General features: G+C 71.1%; 14 protein-coding genes and 1 pseudogene. 7 read left to right on the forward strand and 8 right to left on the reverse strand.

Translation table 11 applies throughout. From position 1 onward, the window contains the following. Positions 1-70 precede the first annotated feature (70 nt). From ABD437_RS12875 to ABD437_RS12885, 3 genes are all read right to left on the reverse strand, one after another. Positions 71-1189 (reverse strand): low temperature requirement protein A, encoded by a 1119-nt coding sequence (locus tag ABD437_RS12875; protein ID WP_344649011.1) that lies wholly within the window; start codon positions 1187-1189, stop codon positions 71-73. Between the two features lie 54 nt (positions 1190-1243). Continuing rightward, a complete protein-coding gene (locus ABD437_RS12880) occupies positions 1244-2386 on the reverse strand; it encodes a baeRF2 domain-containing protein (RefSeq protein ID WP_344649012.1) in 1143 nt (380 codons plus the stop codon). Positions 2387-2452: 66 nt separating this feature from the next. Continuing rightward, positions 2453-3739 (reverse strand): adenylosuccinate synthase, encoded by a 1287-nt coding sequence (locus tag ABD437_RS12885; protein ID WP_344649013.1) that lies wholly within the window; start codon positions 3737-3739, stop codon positions 2453-2455. Between the two features lie 99 nt (positions 3740-3838). On the opposite strand from ABD437_RS12885, the gene ABD437_RS12890 reads away from it, so the two are divergent. Further along, complete coding sequence (locus tag ABD437_RS12890) at positions 3839-4654, forward strand: diacylglycerol kinase family protein (RefSeq protein ID WP_344649014.1); 816 nt, start codon at positions 3839-3841, stop codon at positions 4652-4654. Between the two features lie 2861 nt (positions 4655-7515). Beyond that, positions 7516-8286 (forward strand): annotated as a pseudogene (locus tag ABD437_RS43015) (MinD/ParA family ATP-binding protein); the annotation flags it as partial. On the opposite strand, the gene ABD437_RS12900 reads toward ABD437_RS43015, so the two are convergent. Then, a complete protein-coding gene (locus ABD437_RS12900) occupies positions 8251-9009 on the reverse strand; it encodes a TetR/AcrR family transcriptional regulator C-terminal domain-containing protein (protein ID WP_344649036.1) in 759 nt (252 codons plus the stop codon). The pseudogene ABD437_RS43015 and the gene ABD437_RS12900 sit on opposite strands and share 36 nt — an antisense overlap. Positions 9010-9153: 144 nt before the next feature. Between ABD437_RS12900 and ABD437_RS12905 the strand changes: the two genes are divergently transcribed. Continuing rightward, a complete protein-coding gene (locus tag ABD437_RS12905) occupies positions 9154-10644 on the forward strand; it encodes a DHA2 family efflux MFS transporter permease subunit (RefSeq protein WP_344649015.1) in 1491 nt (496 codons plus the stop codon). Between the two features lie 33 nt (positions 10645-10677). Here ABD437_RS12905 and ABD437_RS12910 read toward each other — a convergent pair whose 3' ends face one another. Next, entirely contained in the window at positions 10678-11100 is a 423-nt protein-coding gene (locus ABD437_RS12910) for a DUF3151 domain-containing protein (RefSeq protein WP_344649016.1), read from the reverse strand. A 158-nt stretch (positions 11101-11258) separates the two neighbouring features. Here ABD437_RS12910 and ABD437_RS12915 point away from each other — a divergent pair, with 158 nt between their 5' ends. After that, positions 11259-12362: an LOG family protein gene (locus ABD437_RS12915; RefSeq protein ID WP_425558141.1), complete on the forward strand. Its 1104-nt coding sequence runs from the start codon at positions 11259-11261 to the stop codon at positions 12360-12362. A 39-nt stretch (positions 12363-12401) separates the two neighbouring features. Here the strand turns inward: ABD437_RS12915 and fbaA are convergent, their stop codons facing one another. Together fbaA and ABD437_RS12925 are read right to left on the reverse strand one after the other, a co-directional pair. After that, positions 12402-13433 carry a class II fructose-bisphosphate aldolase gene (gene fbaA / locus ABD437_RS12920; RefSeq protein ID WP_344649017.1) on the reverse strand — a complete coding sequence of 344 codons (1032 nt, stop codon included), beginning with the start codon at positions 13431-13433 and terminating at the stop codon, positions 12402-12404. 69 nt (positions 13434-13502) lie between these two features. Continuing rightward, on the reverse strand, positions 13503-15041 hold the full coding sequence (locus ABD437_RS12925; RefSeq protein ID WP_344649018.1) for an MFS transporter: 1539 nt from the start codon (positions 15039-15041) through the stop codon (positions 13503-13505). A 90-nt stretch (positions 15042-15131) separates the two neighbouring features. Here ABD437_RS12925 and ABD437_RS12930 point away from each other — a divergent pair, with 90 nt between their 5' ends. Beyond that, positions 15132-15737 (forward strand): TetR/AcrR family transcriptional regulator, encoded by a 606-nt coding sequence (locus ABD437_RS12930; protein ID WP_344649019.1) that lies wholly within the window; start codon positions 15132-15134, stop codon positions 15735-15737. Here the strand turns inward: ABD437_RS12930 and ABD437_RS12935 are convergent. Further along, the gene (locus ABD437_RS12935; RefSeq protein WP_344649020.1) at positions 15717-17066 is read right to left on the reverse strand and encodes an FAD-dependent oxidoreductase; all 1350 of its coding nucleotides are present in this window, start codon (positions 17064-17066) and stop codon (positions 15717-15719) included. The two genes, ABD437_RS12930 and ABD437_RS12935, sit on opposite strands and share 21 nt — an antisense overlap. Before the next feature lie 85 nt (positions 17067-17151). On the opposite strand from ABD437_RS12935, the gene ABD437_RS12940 reads away from it, so the two are divergent. Both ABD437_RS12940 and ABD437_RS12945 read left to right on the forward strand, forming a co-directional pair. After that, positions 17152-17865 carry a DedA family protein gene (locus ABD437_RS12940; RefSeq protein ID WP_344649021.1) on the forward strand — a complete coding sequence of 238 codons (714 nt, stop codon included), beginning with the start codon at positions 17152-17154 and terminating at the stop codon, positions 17863-17865. Positions 17866-19828: 1963 nt separating this feature from the next. Continuing rightward, positions 19829-20509, forward strand: a complete 681-nt coding sequence (locus ABD437_RS12945) for a hypothetical protein (RefSeq protein WP_344649022.1) — start codon at positions 19829-19831, stop codon at positions 20507-20509. The last annotated feature ends 48 nt before the right edge of the window (positions 20510-20557 follow it).

Below are 20557 nucleotides of genomic sequence, written 5' to 3' on the forward strand. Positions count from 1 at the left end.
CCGCCATCGTCACCGCCCTTCGTCAGTACCGCCGTTATAGCTGCACCACGCAGAGTACGCAGACCCGGTACTAGTCCTCGGGCACGAGAAAAGCATCCGACACCAGCGTCGCGACCAGCACCGCCAACACCACCGCCAGCTCCGCGGCACCGGCGATCTCGTGCCCCACGGGGATCGCCGCGAGCACGACCACGGCGCCGGCGAACCGGTTCCAGGCGCCCGGCAGGCCGAGCGAGAGCCGGAACAGACCGTGCCCGAGCAGGTACAACGCCACGCCGCCGGCCAGCACGACGGCCGCGAACCAGTGCAGGTGCTCGGTGGGGTGGCCGATCGTCTTCTTCACGCCGGCGGCCAGCAGCACGACACCGAGGAGCATCGGCGCGAGCGCGTAGAAGTACGAGTTGAGCGCCGGGCGGGCGCGCCGGTTCTCCGGGAGCGACTCCAGCCGGTGCTCGGCCCGCTCGTCGTCGCCGGTGTAGTACGCCCACCACAACGCGGCCGTGACGCCGAGCGCCATGACCGCGGTGAGCAGCAACGGGAAGTCCAGGTGCAGCCCGCTGGCCCCGACGCCGATCGCCAGGATCGACTCGCCCAGCACGATGATCAGCAACAGCCCGTAACGCTCGACGAAGTGCGTCGCCTGCACGCGGAACATCGCGATCGGCGCCAGGAACGGCGTGAACACCAGCAGGATCAGCGAAATCGTCCAGAGCGTGTACGCGACGCCCCCACCGACGAACCCCGCCACCAGCAGCAGCACCGCCGACAGCAGGTTGAACGGCGCGACCCGGAAGATGCCGGCCACCGAACTGGTGTTGGCGCTCTGGAGGAACATCACCGTGTGGACGACGACCACCAGCAGATAGCCGAGCGCGAATGTCACGCCGCCGTCGTCGAAAGCGGTGGGGATGGCCAACCCGATCAACAGGAAGCCGACCATCCCGAGCAGTAAGAGCAGCCGCCGGACGGCCCGGTCGGGGGCCACCGCGTTGGCCAGCCAGACGTACCCGCCGTAGATCCACTGGATCACGCCGAACATCAGCACGACCTGCGCCACTCCGCGCCAACTCGGCTCGTCGACGAGCACGGTCGTCAGCTGGATGATCGCGAACACGAAGATCAGGTCGAAAAAGACCTCGAGGGTGGCGACCCGGGTGATCGGCTCGTACTTCTCGGCTGTGGACGTCACGCGCTCATTCTGGGGCCCCGCCCCGACAGTTCGGGGCGGGGCCGTCCACAAGGCTCAGTACTGGCCGGCTCCGGGGCGGCGCACGATCGCCGCCAGCCCGTCGGTGAACTCGACCGGCGGCTTCTCGGCCGACTCGTTCAGGTCCTCGTCGGGCGACCGGTCGTACGTGATCACCTCGAGCCGCCCACCGGACGCCGCCAGCGCACGGACGATCGCGGCGTCCGCGCGATCACGCCGGGCCTCGACGCCGTACCCGGCCAGCACGTCCTCGCGGAGGGCCAGCTGCAGCGGGTCCGGCCCGACGGCCAGCGTCAGATCCGAGCTCGGGTCGTCGACGACGACGAGCGTGTCGACCATGCCTTCGCGGAGCGCGCCGACCACCGCCTCCAGCCCCTGGACCGCGGTGTCCCTGGCGTAACCGGCGCCCAGCCGCTCGAGCAGCTCCGAGCGCTCGGAGCTGATGCGTGCCGAGACCAGCGAATCGACGTCGAGCCCGGACGGGTCCGCCCGCGAACCGGACTCCGTGGACACGGCCACCTCGGCCACCCGCGGCGGCAACGAGTCCATCAGGAGCGACCGTGCCCGCACGTCACCGGCGACCACGACCAGCCGGGCCCGGACGGCGTCCGCCACCCGCGTCACCTCCTGGGCCACCGCGACCGCGTTGTGCTCCCACGCCACCTCGACCGCGTGCTGGTAACGCAGTGCGGACCAGCCACCGCCCGGCACCTTGTGCAGCGGGTACTGATCGGGGCCCACGACCGAGTCGGCGAACAGCTGCTCCCCCGGTCCGGCCCAGGCCGAGACGTCGGCCCCCGACCGGTCGGCGACGACCACGAGGTACGGCAGCGGATCCGGGTACTGGGCCAGCAGCGGCATCACGTGCGGCAGCGGCGACCAGCGCGCCTCGATACGCAGCGGAGGACCGGGGAGTGACCGGTCGAGCAGCGTCTCGCCGTGCGCGGCGACGAGCACCCGCCCGGCCGGCCCGACCGCCGGTTCCGCGGTCTCGACCGCCTTGTCCAGCGCGGTCAGCGTCGCCTCGTCCGCGCCCTGGGACGCCAGGTCACGCCGCGCATCGCGCCAGGAGAGATCCACCCGGCGCTCGGCGTCGGGCGTGTTGTGGCTGGCGTCCAGATAGACGGTGGCGAACGGACCGCGTCGGACCGCCAGTTCGGACAGGAACTCCAGCTCCACGCTGATCTCCTCCTCGCAGCAGGCGTCGGGTCACCCCGAGTGCCCGAGGAGGAGATCAGCAAACGGTCAGATCAGATCGCGGACGACCACGTTCTGCTCCCGGCCGGGACCGACGCCGATCACGCTGATCTGCGTGCCCGACAGCTCCTCCAGCCGCGACACGTAGGCCTGCGCGTTCTTCGGCAGGTCGGCGAAGGTGCGGATGTCCGACAGGTCCTCCGACCAGCCGTCCATGTACTCGTAGATCGGCGTCGCGTGGTGCAGGTCGGTCTGCGTCATCGGCATGTCGTCCATGCGCTCGCCGTCCACGTCGTACGCGACGCAGATCGGCACCCGGTCGAGCCCGGACAGCACGTCGAGCTTCGTCAGGAAGATGTCGGTGAGGCCGTTGACGCGGGTGGCGTACCGGGAGATCACCGCGTCGAACCAGCCGGTGCGACGGTTGCGCCCGGTGGTGACACCGATCTCGCCGCCGACCTTGCGCAGCCGCTCGCCGTACTCGTCGAGCAGCTCGGTCGGGAACGGGCCCGAACCCACCCGGGTGGTGTAGGCCTTGAGGATGCCGATCACCTTCGTGATCCGCGTCGGGCCGATGCCACTGCCGGCGCAGGCCCCGCCCGCGGTCGGGTTGGACGACGTCACGAACGGATAAGTGCCGTGGTCGACGTCGAGCAGCGTGCCCTGCGAGCCCTCGAGCAGGATGGTCTCGCCGCGTTCGAGCGCCTGGTTGAGCAGCAGGCGCGTGTCGGCGATGTGGTCCTTCAGCCGCTCGGCGTAGCCCAGGTACTCCTCGGCCACGGCTTCGGCGTCCAACGCCTTGCGGTTGTAGATCTTGGTCAGGATCTGGTTCTTCTCGGCGAGCACGGTGTCGAGCTTGCGGCGCAGGATGCCCGGGTCGAGCAGGTCCGCGACGCGGATGCCGATGCGGGCGAGTTTGTCGCCGTAGGCCGGGCCGATGCCCCGGCCGGTGGTGCCGATCCGCGCCTTGCCGAGGTAACGCTCGGTGACCTTATCGAGCGCACGGTGGTGCGGCATGATCAGGTGCGCGTCGGCCGAGATCCGAAGGCTCTCGACGCTGACCCCGCGCTCGATCAGACCGTCCATCTCGCCGATGAGCACGGCCGGGTCGACAACGACACCGTTGCCGATCACCGACGTCGTGTTCGGCGTCAGGATGCCCGACGGGATCAGGTGCAGCGCGTACTTCTCGCCGTCCGGAGTGATCACGGTGTGACCGGCGTTGTTGCCGCCCTGGTACCGGACTACCCACTGGACCGAACCGCCGAGAAGGTCGGTGGCTTTACCCTTACCCTCGTCGCCCCATTGGGCACCGACGAGCACGATCGCGGGCATACGGTCCTCCATCAACCCAGGAATGGATTACATGTAAGGCTAACCAACGTGGACGTGCTGCTTCTCGCCCCGGGTCCTGGTGTCGCTACCCGGGTACCCGTGTTGTCCTGTCGTGATGCGCTGCGCAAGGGCGCGAACGTCGAAGTCCTGGAACTCGATTCGGACACGGACGTCGACGCCGCGGTGAAGCGCGCCGCCGTCGACGGCGCGCGTCTGGTCGTCGCCGGTGGAGACGGTCAACTGCGTGCGGTGCTGCGCCGGATGGTGCGTCGGTCCCTGCCGCGCGGCGGCGAACGGCCCGCCGATCTGCCCAGCGACCGCACGGTGCCCGACCTTCCCGCCATCGGGGTGCTGCCTCTCGATGCCGGTGCCGACGCCGACCTGGCCGCGAAGCTGGGTCTGCCGCGCTCCCCCGGGGACGTGGCCGCCGCGGTGCTCGGCGGGAAGTCACGGCGGGTCGACCTGCTGCGCCACGACGGCGGCTCGGTCACCCTGCACGGCGCGGTCGTCGGCGGTGGCGACGACAGCGGCCGCCCGCTGCCGTGGTTCGCCCGGATCGACGTCGACGACACGCTGCTCAGCGACGGCAGCGAGCCGCTCCTGGCCTGCGCGGTCGCCAACGCCGACGGGTACGGCACGCTGGCGGGCCTGCCGCTGATCGTGAGCGCCGACCCGGCGGACGGCGTGCTCGAAGTAGGGCTGGCGTTGCCGGCCGCCCGGCCACGGGGCTTGTTCGGCCGCAAGCGTGCGCACGGCGAGGTCGAGGTGCGACGGGCGCGTGGGCGCGCGGCCCAGTTCACGATCGTCGACTCCGAGGACGGCGTGCCGGTGGCCGACGACGGCGTGGCGGGCACCGTGAACAAAAAGCGGACGTGGTGGATGGAGCGCGACGCCTGGGGTGTGTACATCCACTAACCGGCGTTATAGACCGTCGGTGGGTACCGGCAGGATGGATACTGGGCAAAGGTCCAGATCGAGTAGTGCTCCGGCCAGAAACGTTGGGGGTTCGAACCGTGCAAGGCACCGGCCAGAGCAACGGTGAGGCCAACGGACGTCCCGAACTTGAGGTGGCGGGAGAACCGTCCGCGATCGGGTGGCCGTCTTCCGAGTCCTCGACGTCGGAAGGCTCGGCCTCTGACTCGCCGGGCGCGGCGCACCTGCAGTCCGGGTCCGGGTGGGTGGAGTCGAACACCGGCACGAACGGGGTCGTGCGGCTCAACGAGGCGCCGGAGGTGCCGGCGCAGCCCGGTCCGGACGCGTCGACGTCCGCGCCGCCGGTGACGCCGCTGTGGCCCTCGGCGGACAGCCCGGTCTCGGGGCCGGCGCCGGTGATCGATCCCAGCACGCCCACCGTGCCCGGAGTGCCGTCGGGTGAGCAGTGGCAGCCGCCGTCGGCGCAGGGTTGGCCGGGTGCCGATCCGAACCAGGCCGATCAGCCGTGGCCGCCGGGCTCGTCCGAGCCGCAGGTGCCGTGGTCTCCGCCGGGTGAGTGGTCCGGCCAAGGTGAGAACTGGCTGCGGCAGGGTGAGCAGTGGCCCGCGCAGCAGGTTCCCGGGGCGCAGCAGTGGCCGGCGCAGGAGTCGGGCTGGCCCGCGCAAGGTGCGGGGTGGCCGGCGCAGGATGCGGGCTGGCCGGCGCAGGGTTCGGGATGGCCGGCACAGAGTTCGGAGTGGCCCGTGCAGGGTTCGGGGTGGCCCGTGCAGGAGGGTCAGGGTCAGCCCGGGTCCGGGCCGGGGCAGTTCGGGGCCGCGCAGGCCGGGGCGGGCGAATCCGGGGTGGGCGAATCCGGGGCGGGCGAATCCGGGGCGGGCGAATCCGGGGCGGGCGAATCCGGGCCGGGGCAGCCTGGGCCGGGATTCGCCGGGCCGGGGCAGCCCGGGCCGGGATTCGCCGGGCCGGGGCAGCCCGGGCCGGGATTCGCCGGGCCGGGGCAGCCCGGGCCGGGGTTCGCCGGGCCGGGGCAGTGGCAGAACGGGGCCGGGCAGCCGGTAGAGGGGCAGACGGACTGGCTCGGGCAGGGCGAGACCGGGTCGGCTCAGCCGGGGCAGCCGCTGGAAGGACAGCCGGTCTGGCCCGCGCAGGGGCAGCCGGGGTGGCCGCCCGCGGAGCAGCAGTGGCCGGCGCAACAGTCCTGGAACGGGCCGGATCAGCAGCAGTGGCCGTCGAACGGAGGGTGGCCCGCGCAGCCGCAGTGGCCTGCTCCGGAGCAGCAGTGGCCCGGTCAGGAAGGTCAGTGGCAGCAGCCGTGGCCCGGGAGCGAGCCGCAGTCGCAGTGGCCGGCGCAGGAGCAACCCCAATGGCCCGCTCAGCAGCCGGCCGCTCAGCCGTGGCCACCGCAGCCCGAACACCAGTGGACCCCCCAGCCTCCGATTCCCGGCCAACCAGCCTCCGACCAGCCGGTCTCCGGCCAGCCGATTCCGGGCCAGCCGATTTCGGGCCAACCAGTGTCCGGGCAGCCGCTGTCGGGGCCGCCCGCATCGGAGCAGCCGATTTCAGGTCAGCCACTCGCTGGATCCTCCGCGCCGGAGCAGCCCGTATCCGGCCAGCCGCTCTCCGGCCAGCCGGTGTCTGGGCAGCCGCTCTCGGGCCAGCCGGTGTCTGGGCAGCCGCTCTCGGGCCAGCCCGTGTCTGGGCAGCCGCTCTCGGGCCAGCCCGTGTCTGGGCAGCCGTTCTCGGGGATGCCTGTGTCCGGGCAGCCGCATCTCGACCAGCCGGTGTCGGGCCAGCCCATGTCCGGGCAGCCGAGTGGCGGCGAGCCTGATCCGTTGACCGCGCCGCACTGGCCGATGACATCCGGTGAGCAGGCCCCGGGCGCCCACGCTGCGAGCGGATACCCCGCTGACCCGCAGGCGGCAGGCCCGAACGCCTCCCCCACGCAGATCCCTGGCCCGAATGGGACCGATCCGAACGCCCCCAACCCCTACGGCCCCGGCCCTCAAACCGCCGGGCCGCACGGCCCCACCCCGCACGGCCCCACCCCACACGGAGCCGGCCCACACGGAGCGGACCCGCTCGGAACGGACCCGCACGGAGCCGGGCCGGGCCAGCACACCGCCGCGCCATACGGAACCGGCCCGCAAGTACCTGGCCCGTACGGAGCAGACCCGCAGGCTCCCGGGCCCTACGGGACAGACCCGCAGGCCCCCGGGCCCTACGGGGCAGACCCGCACGCCCCCGGCCCCTACGGCCCCGGCCAGCAGCACGGATCAAACCCGCAAGCCCCGGGCCCCTACACCCCCGGCCAGCACAGTCACGGCCAGCAAGGAACCGGGCCGCAGATCTCAGGGCCGCACAGCTCGGGGCCGCACAGCTCGGGGCCGCACAGCTCCGGGCCGGAGGGAAACGGGCCGCACGGACCCGGGCCACACGGAACCGGGCCGCACAACCCTGGGCAACACGGACCCGGCCCCCACGGACCCGGCCCTCACGGACCCGGCCCCCACGGACCCGGCCCCCACGGAGAGCAGGGCCTACCTGCCCCGGCCCCGCACGATCTGCAACGGCCGCCGGACCACTACTCCTACCGCCCGGCCCCCGACGCCGCCCAACCCACCCCGGACCAGCGTCCCAACCCCGATTGGCACGGAGCCACCAACCAGCGGTTCGACCAGCCCACCGCACCCCCCACCGCCGAGGAGTTCGCCGCTCGGCGGGCCCACCGCCCGCGTCCGCCGGAGCCCACCATGGGCATGCCGGCCCTCATCCGGCGAGTCACCTTCGGCACCGTCTCTCCCGCGCTGTCCAAGCGCGAGATCGACTACCGGGACGCGGTCGCGAAGGTCCGCCGGAACTTCGGTGGCCTACGCCAGGTGACGGTCGTCAACCCGAAGGGCGGCGCCGGCAAGACCGTCGCGGTGCTGATGACCGCGATGACCTTCGGTCAGAACCGCGGCGGCTACGTCCTGGCCTGGGACAACAACGAAACCCAGGGCACGCTGGGCATGCGCTCCCAGCAGGACTACCACGTGCACACCGTGCGTGACGTCCTGCGCGCACTGCCGGGCTTCCAGCACAGCGGCAAGGTCGGCGACCTGACGCCGTTCGTCCGCTCACAGGGCGAGGCGATGTTCGACGTCCTCGCGTCCGACGAGTCCGCGACCGCGGGTGAGATGCTCACCGCGAAGGCGTTCGTCGACATCCGTGAGGTCGTCAGCCGCTTCTACAAGTTGATCGTGGTGGACACCGGCAACAACGTCCGGGCCGAGAACTGGCAGGCGGCGATCGACGCCACCGATCAGCTCGTCATCACGATGTCGGCGCGTGGTGACTCGGCCGAGACCGCGGCCCGGATGCTCGACCACCTGGATCAGACGGGTCGGCACGAGCTGGTCCGGCGGGCGGTGAGCGTGGTCGCGATGCCGGCGAACCGCAAGGACGTCGACCTCGAGGCGATTCAGCGGCATTTCGCGGCCCGCACCCGCTCGGTGTTGCTGGCACCGTACGAGCGCCTGCTCGACTCGGGCGAGCCGATCCGCTACGGCGAGTTGTCCTCACGCACCCGCAACGCCTGGCTACGCATCGCGGCCGCGATCGCCGAGGGCCTCTGACCCCACCGAGGCCCCGGCGGAGCCCGTGTCGAAGGCCCGCGCCTTCGCCTCCAACCCGGTCAGGAGCACGTCGAGACCGAATTCGAAGCGCTCGTCACCCCCGCCGGTGGTGAGCGTCTTCGCCATTACGACGATGTTGGGGAACCGCTCGGGCGGCAGCGACGCGAAGTACGTACCGAGGGCCTCGAAGTACTTCGCGCTCCCCTTCTCGTCGCCGAACGTCGACGCGTAGAGGCTGCCGTCGTACGCGTCCGCGGTGATGTAGTCGAACACCAGCGGTCCGGCCCACCCGACGAGCTGGTCGGGTAGGCCCATCTTCCGGAACACGCCGTAGACGTGGTCGGCCAGGCGGAGGGCGTTGGCGCCGGTCGGCACTTTGCCCCAGAGCACTTTGGCGATGTCGCGGTGGGCTTGCAGTGCACTCCGGGTGGCGTAGGCGAGCTGGATGAAGTCGTGACGCCAGTCGCCGGTCGGTTCGGGGATGACCACCTCGGCGAAGACCCGGTCGAGGACGGCGTCGACGAGATCGTCCTTGTTCTGGACGTGTGCGTAGAGCGAGGCCGCACCGGTGCCGAGTTCCTGGGCGACCCGCCGCATGCTCATGCCGTCGACGCCTTCGGCATCCAGGACGACGATCGCCGCGTCGACGATCTGGTCGTAGCTGAGCGGACGCCGCGCGGCCCAGGTGGACATTTTGCGCTCGCGCCAGGGCGGAACCGGCATGTCGTCCAAAGATGCCTCCTCGGTGCAGCTTCGAACACTGTACTTGACACGAACGGTGTTCGACCGTAGAACACTGTTCGTCAACGAACAGCGTTCGACCATGGAACGCCGTTCGGGAGAACCCCAGAAGGAGAGGAAGGAAGGGTGACCACTACTTATCGCGCCGGCGGCCGACGGGCCTGGGCGGTGCTGGCCATCGTCCTGGTCGCCGAGGTGATGGACCTGCTCGACACCACGATCGTGGGGGTCGCGTCGCCGGCGATCCGGGCGGACCTGGGCGGCACCTACTCGACGATCCAGTGGATCGCGGCCGGTTACACGCTGGCGTTCGCGGTCGGGCTGATCACCGCCGCACGGCTCGGCGATCTCTACGGTCGTAAGCGGCTGTTCGTCATCGGCGTCGCCGGGTTCACGCTCAGCTCCGCCGCGTGCGCGCTCGCGATCTCGCCCGGAATGCTCATCGGCTTCCGGATCGTCCAGGGCGTGTTCGCCGCGCTCCTGATCCCGCAGGGTTTCGGGCTGGTCCGGGCCGCGTTCCCGCCCGAGCAGCTCGGCACGGCGTTCGCCCTGTTCGGCCCGGTGATGGGGCTCTCCGCGGTGGCCGGGCCGGTGCTCGGCGGCGCGCTCGTCGACGGCGACCTGTTCGACACCGGCTGGCGGATGATCTTCCTGATCAACCTGCCGCTCGGCCTGATCGCCCTGGTCGGGGCGGTCGTGCTGCTGCGTGAGGACCGCTCACCGGACGCGGGCGGCCTCGACCCGATCGGCACCGGGTTGGCCACCGCTGGCGCGTTCCTACTCGTCTACCCGTTGGTGCAGGGCAACGAGCTGGACTGGCCGGCTTGGATCTTCGGCTGCCTGACGCTCGGCGCGGCGCTGTTCGTGGCCCTGGGGTGGCACCTGGTGCGGCGATCCCGGTCCGGGCGTGCGCCGCTGGTAATGCCGAGCCTGTTCGGCAAGCGCAGTTTCAGCAGCGCGCTCGTCGTCGGCGTGCTGTTCTTCGCCGGGATGAGCGGCCTGATGCTGGCGTTGACCCTCTACCTGCAGATCGGGCTGGGTTTCAGCGCGCTGCGCGCCGGGCTGACGTTCGGGCCGTGGCCGCTCGGTATCGCGGTCGGCGCCGGGATCGCGATGGGGGCGTTGGTGCCGCGGTTCGGCCGATCCGTGATCGTCGGGTCCGCGCTTCTCACGGCCGGTGGGATCGCCGGGGTGTGGTTCACGCTGCAGCTGACCGGTCCGTCGGTGAGCAGCCTCGACTTCGCGCCCGCGCTGTTCGTGTCGGGCCTCGGCATGGGCGGGGTCGTCGCACCGTTCTTCGACATCGCGCTGGGGGATGTCGGCGACGACGAGGTCGGCTCGGCCAGCGGGTTGCTCAACGCCGTCCAGCAGCTGGGCGGTGCGCTCGGGGTGGCGGTGCTGACCAGCGTGTTCGTCTCGCTGCTCGGCGACCTGCCTCCGACTCCGGAGATCTACACGGAGGCGGCGCAGAAACTGCTGCTGCTCGATGCAGGGCTGCTGGTCCTGCTCGCCGGGTTGTCGTTCCTGTTGCCGCCGAGGGCTCGACCTGAGTCCGCGGTGCCCGACACCGCACCGGATCTCGAGAGTGCCGTCGCCCCGGCGTCGGCAAAAGCGTGAAAGGCGGGCGCCGACGACGGCGCCCGCCTTTTCTCACATGCGGTCCGCAGCGGACGGGTCCGAGTCGCGGAGGAACTGGGCGCAGCGGGCCGACTCGTCGGACTCGCCGATCTCCAGCGCGGCGCGGGCCAGCGCGTTCAGCGCGCGGAGGAAGCCCTGGTTGCCCTCGTGCGAGAACGGCACCGGGCCGTGGCCCTTCCAGCCGTTACGGCGGAGCGCGTCCAGGCCGCGGTGGTAACCGGTGCGGGCATAGGCGTACGAGGCGATCGCGTCGCCCTTCGCGAACGCCTGGTCGGCGAGCACCGCCCACGCGCCACTGCTGGTGGGGTACCGCGCGGCGACGGCCGCCGGGTCCTGCTCGCCGGTGGCGGCGTCGCGTACGGCCGCCAGTTCCTCCGGGTCCTCGGGCAGGAGCGTGGCGGGCGGCTGCGGGAGGAGGTCTCGAGGAAGGCTCATGGGGTTCATCCTGACGGGGTCTGGCACGCGGCGGACCGGCGCACCTTGCAGGTGTGGGCAGTATTACGCGGCGGAACGGCGCCGCTAGCGGGGACTAACAAATCCCGGGCCGAAACCATGCCCGGGGAGCGCAAGAAACCATAGGGCACCATGTCGGCGTGGACGCGACACCGGACGAAATCGAATCGCTGGCCGAACTACGCACGTGGCTGGACAAACGGACCCTGGCCGGGCTGGCCGTCCAGGGGCTCGATCTGACCGGAGTTCCGCTCGTCGACGTGGCGGTCGACGACACCCTGTTCATCGGGTGCCGGCTCTCGTCGGTCGCGGCGGCGGACCTGGTGGCGCGGGGCGCGTCGGTCGTGCCGGAACTGACGCACGCGCCCTACCCGACGCATCCGTCGGCGCTCTACACACCGGCCGCGCTGTCGGCGGGGTTCGAGACCGGCGCCATGTACGACACGGTCGTGTACGAGCACTTCGTCGCGCACGGCGGGCCGTTGCCGCCGATCCGGGAGGCGCTCTCGCAGCGTCTGCACGACCACGGCATCGACAACGCGCTGGGGGACGCGCTGGCGTCGTGGGCCGACGGTCCGGTGATCGGGGTGATGGGTGGGCACGCCGAGCCGCGGGGCTCGTCGGCGTACCGCGCGGCCGCTGAACTCGGGTTCTCGCTGCGGCGGGCCGGTGCTCTGGTGCTCACCGGAGGCGGGCCGGGCGTGATGGAGGCGGCGAACCTCGGCGCCTATATCGGCGCGGTGGGCTCGGTCGCTCCGGTCGACGCCGTCGACGCGGCCATCGACGAGCTGGCCGCGGCGCCGTACTTCACCGATCAGCGCCCGTACACGGCGGTGGCGCTGGCGGTGCGGGCCCGGTTCGCCACGGACGACCCGTGGGCCGGTGGGCTCTCGATCCCGACCTGGCTCTACGGCCACGAACCGGCGAACTTGTTCGCGGGCCAGATCGCGAAGTACTTCTCGAACGCGATCCGCGAGGACACGATCCTGCGTGCCGCGCGCGGGGGCATCGTGTTCGCGCCGGGCAAGGCCGGCACCGTGCAGGAGGTGTTCCAGGCCGCGACGAAGGCGTTCTACGGCAGCGACGGGGCGTCGGGGCCGATGGTGTTCCTCGGAAAGCGCTACTGGACCGAGGAACTGCCGGTGGAGGCACTGCTGCGGCCGCTGTTCGCGATGGCGTCGGAGACGCCGCCAGTCGTGCTGACCGACGACGTCGCCGAGGCGGTGGCGCTCCTGGTTCCGTGACCGGTTCGGCGGGCCGCGGCCCGCCGAACCGTTCCCGGACTACTTCTTGGCCGTGCCCGCCGAGCGGAGCGACTGGCAGGCCTCGACCACGCGGGCGGACATGCCGGCCTCGGCCAACTTGCCCCACGCGCGCGGGTCGTACGTCTTCTTGTTGCCGACCTCGCCGTCCACCTTGAGGACGCCGTCGTAGTTCTTGAACGCGTGGTCGACGATCGGGCGGGTGAACGCGTACTGGGTGTCGGTGTCGACGTTCATCTTCACGACGCCGTAGTCGAGCGACTCGTGGATCTCCTCCAGCAGCGAGCCCGACCCGCCGTGGAACACCAGGTCGAACGGCTTCGCGTCGGCGGCGAGGCCCAGCTTCTCGGCCGCCACTTCCTGGCCGCGCTTGAGCACGTCGGGGCGCAGCTTCACGTTGCCCGGCTTGTAGACGCCGTGCACGTTGCCGAACGTCGCGGCGAGCAGGTAGCGGCCCTTCTCGCCGGCACCGAGCGCGTCGATCGTGTGCAGGAAGTCGCCCTCGGCGGTGTAGAGCTTCTCGTTGATCTCGTGCGCGACGCCGTCTTCCTCGCCGCCGACCACGCCGATCTCGATTTCCAGGATGATCTTCGCCGCGGCGGCCTGGGCCAGCAGCTCCTGCGCCACCGAGAGGTTCTCGTCCAGGTCGATCGCCGAGCCGTCCCACATGTGCGACTGGAACAGCGGGTTCTCGCCGTTCGCCACCCGGTCCTGGCTGATCTTCAGCAGCGGACGGACGAAGCCGTCGAGCTTGTTCTTCGGGCAGTGGTCGGTGTGCAGCGCGATGTTGACGCCGTACTTCTTGGCCACCTCGTGCGCGAACGCGGCCAGCGCGACCGAACCGGTGACCATGTCCTTCACGGTGGGGCCGGAGAGGTACTCCGCGCCACCGGTCGACACCTGGACGATGCCGTCGCTCTCCGCCTCCGCGAAGCCGCGGATGGCCGCGTTCAGGGTCTGCGAGGAGGACACGTTGATGGCCGGGTAGGCGAAGGCTCCGGCCTTCGCCTTGTCCAGCATCTCGGCGTACACCTCGGGGGTGGCGATAGGCATTAGTGCGCTCCTCCGGCTCGCTGTCGTCAACCTGCAGTATCCCTTGCCGCCCGGGGGCGGTGCAGGTCGCTACCGGGGGACGGCCGGAACCGGCTCCTCGTCGGGCACGACCTCGGCCGCCGGGCGCGGCACCCGCACCAGGAGCACCGCGGCGACCCCCACGACCGCCGCCGCTATCGCGCCCAGCAGCATCAGCCGGTCGATGCCCGCGGCCCCGGCCTCGCGCACCGCGGCCTCGACGAGCGCGCGAGCCTGCGCCGGCACCGCGTCCAGCACCTGCAGCCCCGCTCCCGCCCCGACCGCGTCGGCGAGTTCGGGCGACCCGTCCACCCGGGACGTCATCTCGTCGGTGACCCGGGCCTGGAAGACCACACCCCACACCGCCACGCCGACCGCGACACCCAACTGCCGAAGCGTGTTGACGACGCCGGTCGCCATCCCCGCCCGCGCGGGCTCCACCGCGCTCAGCGACGCTTGCGTCACGACCGCACCTTGCGCCCCCATGCCGAGGCCCGCCACGACGAAGCCGGGGATCAGCGCGGTCCACGCCGAGTCGCCGTCCAGCCCGGTCATCAGCGCCATGCCGACGGCCGCCACCAGCACCGTTCCGCCGATCGCTATCCGCGGTGACACCCGGTGCGACAGCTGCGCGGCCAGCGGCGCCGCCACGAACGACGCGACGGTCAGCGGCAGGAACCGCAGGCCGGCCTCGAACGGCGTGTAGCCGAGCGTGTTGAGGAAGTACAGCGACAGGTAGGTGGTGGCGCCGACCAGCACGGCCGAGATCGTGAACACCGAGAGCGCGGCGCCGGTGAACATCGACGACCGGAACAGGCTCAGGTCCATCATCGGCTGCTCCGCCGTGGCCTGCCGCACGACAAAAGCAACGAGCAGAACCCCGGCGACGACGAAGAGCGAGACGATCAGCGTCGACGACCAGCCGTCCGCGTGGCCCCGGATCAGGCCCAGCAGCAGCGCGAACAGTCCTCCGGTGAGCAGCGCGGTACCCGGCCAGTCGGCCCGGCGCGGGTTCTCCGGGCGCGACTCGGTCAGCCGCAGCCAGGTCACCACCAGCGCCGCGACGCCGATCGGCACGTTGATCAGGAAGATCCAGCGCCAGCCGGGACCGTCGACGAGCGCTCCGCCCACCAGCGGGCCGACGGCGGTGGCGCCGGTCAGCGTCGCGCCGAACACCCCGATGGCTCCGGCCCGTTTGCGCGGCTCCGGGAAGGCCGCGCCGATCAGCGGGACCGCGGTGGCGAACAACAGCGCCGCTCCGATGCCCTGGAACGCCCGGAACGCGTCGAGCGAGAGCGCGGACCAGGCCAGCGCGCACAGCAGCGAGCCGACGGTGAAGAGCGCCAGACCGGCGGCGAAGATCCGCTTCCGGCCGATCCGGTCGCCGAGCGTGGCCGCGGTGAGCAGGAGCGCCGCCAGCGGCAGCGTGTACGCGTCGACCACCCACTGCAGGTCGGCGAGGTCGGCGTCGAAGTCGCGCTGGAGGTCACCCAGCGCGACCGCGACCACGGTCAGGTCCAGCAACAGCATGAACACGGCGGCGCAGACCACGGCCAGCGTCCAGCCGGGGTGCTGCTTCGTCTTCTCCATCGGGCTCTCCTTCGGTGTACGCCCGTAGCCCTACGGCTGTAGGTGTACGCCCGTAGTGCTACGACTGTCAACCGGGTAGGATTTGCCGTCATGGCGACTGATGTGGCTCCGCGCCGACGGCCTTCGCGACGCGGCGAAGGAGAGCGGCTGAAGGACGAGATCGTCGCCGCGGCCGCGGCGCTGCTGCGCGAAACCGGCGACCCGAGCGCGTTGTCGCTGCGCGCGGTGGCCCGGAAGGTCGGCATCGCGACCACGTCGATCTATCTGCACTTCGAAGACCTGCACGCCTTGGTCCGTGCGGTGAAGACCCACTGGCTCGACGTGCTCAGCGAGGAGGTCGAGGCCGCGGCGGCCACCGCCGGCGAAGACCCCTGGGCGCGCGTACGGGCGATCGCGCACGCGTACGTCGATGCGGGCATGAACGACCCGGCGCGCTACCAGGTGCTCTTCCAGTCCGAGCTGGTCCGGATGCCTCCGGGGAGCACCTACCTGGGCTCCCGGGCCTACGACGCGGTGTTGGGACGAGTACGCCAGGCCGTGTCACCGGACGTCGACGCGAACATGCTCACCATGCAGTTCTGGTGCGCACTGCACGGCATCGTCATGCTGCGTCAGGCCCGGCCGAACTTCCCCTGGCCCGACCTGAACGCCCAGGTCGACGACCTGATCGACCGCCTACTTCCGCACGGCGTCTGACGCGGCCCGTGCGGCGACCAGCACCGGATCCCACACCGGGGAGAACGGCGGCGCGTACCCCAGGTCGAGACCGGTCATCTCGTCCACCGTCATCTCGTTCCAGAGCGCGACCGCGAGCACGTCGATCCGTTTCGCCGCTCCGCTGCCGCCGACGATCTGCGCGCCGAGCAACCGCCCGGTGCCCTTCTCCGCGAGGATCTTGATCGTCATGGTCTCGGCGCCGGGGTAGTAGCCGGCGATGTTGTGCGACTCGATCTTCGCCGTGACGTACGCGAAGCCGGCCTTCTCGGCCTCTTTCTCCTGCAGCCCGGTCCGGGCGATCTCCAGGTCACAGGCCTTCGTCACGGCCGTACCGACGACGCCGGGGAACGTCGCGTAGCCGCCGCCGATGTTGATGCCCGCGACCCGGCCCTGCTTGTTGGCGTGCGTGCCCAGCGGAATCGCCGTGGGCTGATCGGTGACGCGGTGACGCACCTCGACGCAGTCACCGGCGGCCCAGATGCCCTCGTGGCCGGGCACCCGCATCCGCCGGTCGGTGACGATGCCGCCGCTGGGGCCGATCGGCAGCCCGGCGGCGCGCGCGAGCTCCACCCGGGGCCGGGTGCCCACCCCGAGCACGACGATGTCGGCTGCGAACTCCCCCGCGTCGGTGCGGACGGTGCGGGCCCAGCCCTCGTCGTCCAGCTCCAGACCCTGGACCGTGACGCCGGTGCGGACGTCGATGTCGAACTTCTCCAGCATCGCGGCGACCAGCTCCCCCATGTCGGGGTCGAGCGTCGTCATCGGCTGCGGGGACCGCTCGAGCAGCGTGACCTGCAAACCTTTGCGGATCAGGGCCTCGGCCATCTCGACCCCGATGTAACCGCCGCCGATCACCACCGCGCGCCGGGCGTCGCGCTCGGCGAGCGTCGCGCTGACCGCGTCACCGTCGTCGAGCGTCTGGACGCCGTGCACGCCCTTGCCGTTGATGCCGGGCCAGTCGGGCAGCACGGGCTCCCCACCGGTGGCGATCACGAGCTGGTCGAAGTGGTGCGACTCGCCGTTCGCGGTGACCGAGCGTCGCTCGAGGTCGATGGCGGTGACGGTGTGGCCGGTACGCACGTCGATGTCCCGCTCGCGGTGCTGCTGCGGGGTGCGCGCGACCAGGTCGTCCTGATCCTCGACCAGCCCACCGATCCAGTAGGGGATGCCGCACGCCGAGTAGGACGTGTGCACCCCCCGCTCGAACGCGAGGATCTGCAGGTCCCGATGGTCACGCCGACGCCGCGCCTGACTGGCGGCGCTCATACCCGCCGCGTCGGCCCCCACCACGATCAGCCGCTCTGCCACTCGCACACGCTAACGCGGTTGAACAGCAAGTAACGCACAGCACTCACTCAGTCGGGTCCTAGGAAGGTCACGGTAGCCTCGGGCCGTGCTATCTCAGACCGTCCACGCCGTCAACCAGCTGCTCGCCGATGGCCCGTTGGATTTCATCGACCCGGCGTCGCTGATCACCAAGTTCGGCGTAATCGGCATCTGGGTGATCCTGTTCGCCGAAACAGGCCTGCTGGTGGGCTTCTTCCTTCCCGGCGATTCACTCCTGTTCCTGGCCGGCATCGCCGCGTCCGCGACCGGCGCGTCGATCGTCGGCGCCTCGCTCAGCCTGCCCGGGCTGCTGATCGGCGGCCCGCTCTTCGCGATCGCCGGCGCCCAGTTCGGCCACTTCCTCGGTAGGAAGTACGGCCGGAAATTGTTCGACCGGCCGAACTCGCGTCTGTTCAAGGGCATCTACGTCCAGAAAGCCGAGCAGGCGTTCGAGAAATTCGGCCCCGCGAAGGCCGTGGTGTTCGCGCGCTTCATTCCGATCGTGCGGACGTTCCTCAACCCGGTCGCCGGAATGCTCGGCATGCCCACCCGGCAGTTCTTCATCTGGAACGTGGTCGGCGCGATCCTGTGGACCGACGGAATCGTGCTCCTCGGTTACTTCCTCGGTGGCGTGGTCGACGCGACGTTCCCGATCGACAAATACCTGGTGCCCGGCATCGCGATCATCATCCTGCTGTCGATCCTGCCGGTGCTGATCGAGTTCGTGCGCGAGCGCCGCCGGAAGAAGAACGAACCGGTGACGACGCCGCCGGCGCACTGAGCGTTGTCGGATACTCGACCGGGCACACCCGGACACCGGACCCGGCTGGCTTCGCGCTGCTAATCTCCAGCCAGCTCAGCCGTGGCATCGGCCTCGGAACAGGACCAGGCGGAGAACGAAAATGACGACGTCGGCGAGCGATCTCGGACCGTTCACCGGTCTGCGCTTGGTCCACGCCACGCCGACGGTCGAACTCTTCACCGGTCTCGAACGCAACGGACGCCGTCCGGTGGTGCTGATCGCGCTCACCGAACAGGCCGGCCGCGACCCGAACTGGTCCGCCGAGTTCACCGACGCGGTGGCGAAAGACGCGACCACGCTCGGCCCGCTCGACGTTCCGGTGCACGTCAGCGACTTATACGGACGACGCCCCTGGGCGGCGTCGCGCATCGTGCCCGGAAGGCGCGGTGCGGAACGGATCTTGTCCGCTCTGCCGGGAGCGGTGCCGGAGGGTACGGATCCGAGCCAGCTGCTGCACCGCCCCGCCGGACAACGCCCTTCCGCGCCGCAGGGGCCTGGCGGGCCGCAGGGGCCTGGCGGGGCACAAGGGCTTTCCGGGCCACAGGTGCCGGGGGTAGGCGGGCCGCACGGGCCTTCCGGGCCGCACGGATCAGGCGGGCCGCATGGGTCGGGCGGGGCGCAGGGGTCGGGGCCGGGCTCGTATGCGCCGCCTGCGGGGAATGTTGCCGGGGGGCAGTGGCCGGCTGCGCCGCAGTTCGCATCGGGCCCGCCGGCTCAGGTGAGCGTGCCGGGGTATCACCCCGCGCCCGGGCCCGCTGATGGTGCGCCGGTACCGGTTTCCGGCCCGATTGCCCCGGCGCCGACGAGCGGATCGTCAGCGGTGGAGCCGACAACCGCACCCGCAGCCGGCGTGAGCGACACGAAGCCCACCGAGCCGATAAGGGTGACCGGCTCCCCCGCCTCGATGCCCCCAGGCTCTCCCGCAACCAGCGGCCCCCACCCCGGCGCCTCTCAGCCCGGCACCTCTCAGCCCGGCGCACCCCAGCCCGGCGCATCCCAGCCCGGCGCACCCCAGCCCGGCGCCTCTCGACCTGGTGGGCCTCACGGCGAGGGACTCCAAGCTGGCGGGCAGCCCAGCGGTTTTCAGGCAGGCGGCTCGCAGGTTGGGTTCGCGCAGGGTGGCACCTCGCAGACGGGTGCTTCCCAGGGCGGCGCTGACCAGGGGAGTGCAGCTCAGCCAGGAGCGGGTGCAGCCAAAACCGGGGCGGGCCAAACCGGGGCGGCGCAGGCGGGTGGTGCGCAGGTTTCAGGGGCGGCTGCTGGGGTTGGATCGCCGATCGTTCCATCGGTGACCAGTGGTTCGCCGCAGGGTCCGAACGGATCACCGGTGCAGGGACCGGGATCGCCCCTGGCAGCCGGATCACCAGCCCCCGAATCGCTGGGAACGCCGGGATCACCTGGCACTCCAGGATCACCAGGCGCGGTGGGATCGACTGGTATCCCCAGCACACTTGGTACCACTGGCACCTCAAGCACTCCAGGCACCTCAAGCACTCCAGGCACCTCGAGCACTCCAGGCACCTCGAGCACTCCAGGCACCTCGAGCACGCCTGGCACCTCCAGCGGCCCGAGCACGCCTGGCACCTCCAGCGGGCCGGGTACGCCTGGTAGCTCGGGTCAGCCTGGTACTCCGGGGCGGTCTTCGGCGGAGGCTCGCGCGGAGGGAGCACCGAAGCTCGGGCCTCTTCCCCCGGGTGCTCACAACCCGACCGTGCCGATCCCGCATCAACCTCCACCCGTATCCGGTCCCGCCGGCCCGATCCCCCAGCGCCCACTCGGCTCACGCGGCCCAGGCCCCAACGGTCCCGGTGGCCCCACCGGTCCTGGTGGCCCCGGTGGACACGCTGGTCCCGGCGGCCCCGGAGGACCTATCGGGGGGAACACCGGGTCGTTCCCCCGGCCGCAAATACCCCAGCAACCTCGGCGCAACGGTGCGCGTGCGGTGATCCTGTCGCTCGTCGCGTTCTTGGCGGTCGTCGTCATCGTGCTCTGTGGCGTAGCCGCGATCTTCCTGGCCACCGGCGACGATCAGAGCGACAGCGCCGCCACCTCCAACGCGCCGGTCCCGGGTTCGAGCGTCTCCCCACCGGCCAGCCGCAACGGCGAGCAGCCGAACGGCGACGCCGACCTCCCGGCGTTCCGGAAAGCGCTCCCGGTCATCGTCACCGGCTCGATCTTCGACTCCGGCGAACAGACCGACCTGATCCAGCGCGAAGGCTGGCCGTTCGCCTTCCGGGTGCCGGTCGGCTGGTTCTGCGACGAGGCCATGGTCGTGGACGGCGCGAACAACGACGGTGTCGAGTGCCGCCCGCCGGGTCGCACGAACGGCTCCTCGGTCGCGGTGGGCATCCGCGACTGCGAGAGTCCGTGCGACCCCGAGATCCAGGAAAGCATGAACCAGGACATCGCCTCCGGAACCCTCATCGAGGGCGACGCCACCACCTCGTACACCGAGGTCGCGAACCCGAAGGACAACGTCTACAGCCTGTTCGTGAGTCACTTCTTCGGCTCCGACGCGGGTCAGCCGTTGCGCTGGCAGGTCGTGGTGCGGGGGTCGGGTCCGCACACCGATCGGGCGGCGATTCAAAAGGTGGCGAACGACATCCGGACCCAAACGCCCTAGGTGTGCTGTCCAGGGAGGTTGGTCAACCTGGTGATGGGCGGTCGGCCT

The organism is Cryptosporangium japonicum (assembly GCF_039524755.1).
Classification (GTDB): domain Bacteria; phylum Actinomycetota; class Actinomycetes; order Mycobacteriales; family Cryptosporangiaceae; genus Cryptosporangium; species Cryptosporangium japonicum.

What these genes read in the sequence shown, in the direction of transcription:
- ABD437_RS12885 (WP_344649013.1), bottom strand. Translation starts at nt 3,739, where the DNA reads ATGCCCGCGATCGTGCTCGTCGGTGCCCAATGGGGCGACGAGGGTAAG.
- ABD437_RS12900 (WP_344649036.1), bottom strand. Translation starts at nt 9,009, where the DNA reads ATGCCGGTTCCGCCCTGGCGCGAGCGCAAAATGTCCACCTGGGCCGCG.
- ABD437_RS12910 (WP_344649016.1), bottom strand. Translation starts at nt 11,100, where the DNA reads ATGAGCCTTCCTCGAGACCTCCTCCCGCAGCCGCCCGCCACGCTCCTG.
- fbaA (WP_344649017.1), bottom strand. Translation starts at nt 13,433, where the DNA reads ATGCCTATCGCCACCCCCGAGGTGTACGCCGAGATGCTGGACAAGGCG.
- ABD437_RS12925 (WP_344649018.1), bottom strand. Translation starts at nt 15,041, where the DNA reads ATGGAGAAGACGAAGCAGCACCCCGGCTGGACGCTGGCCGTGGTCTGC.
- ABD437_RS12930 (WP_344649019.1), top strand. Translation starts at nt 15,132, where the DNA reads ATGGCGACTGATGTGGCTCCGCGCCGACGGCCTTCGCGACGCGGCGAA.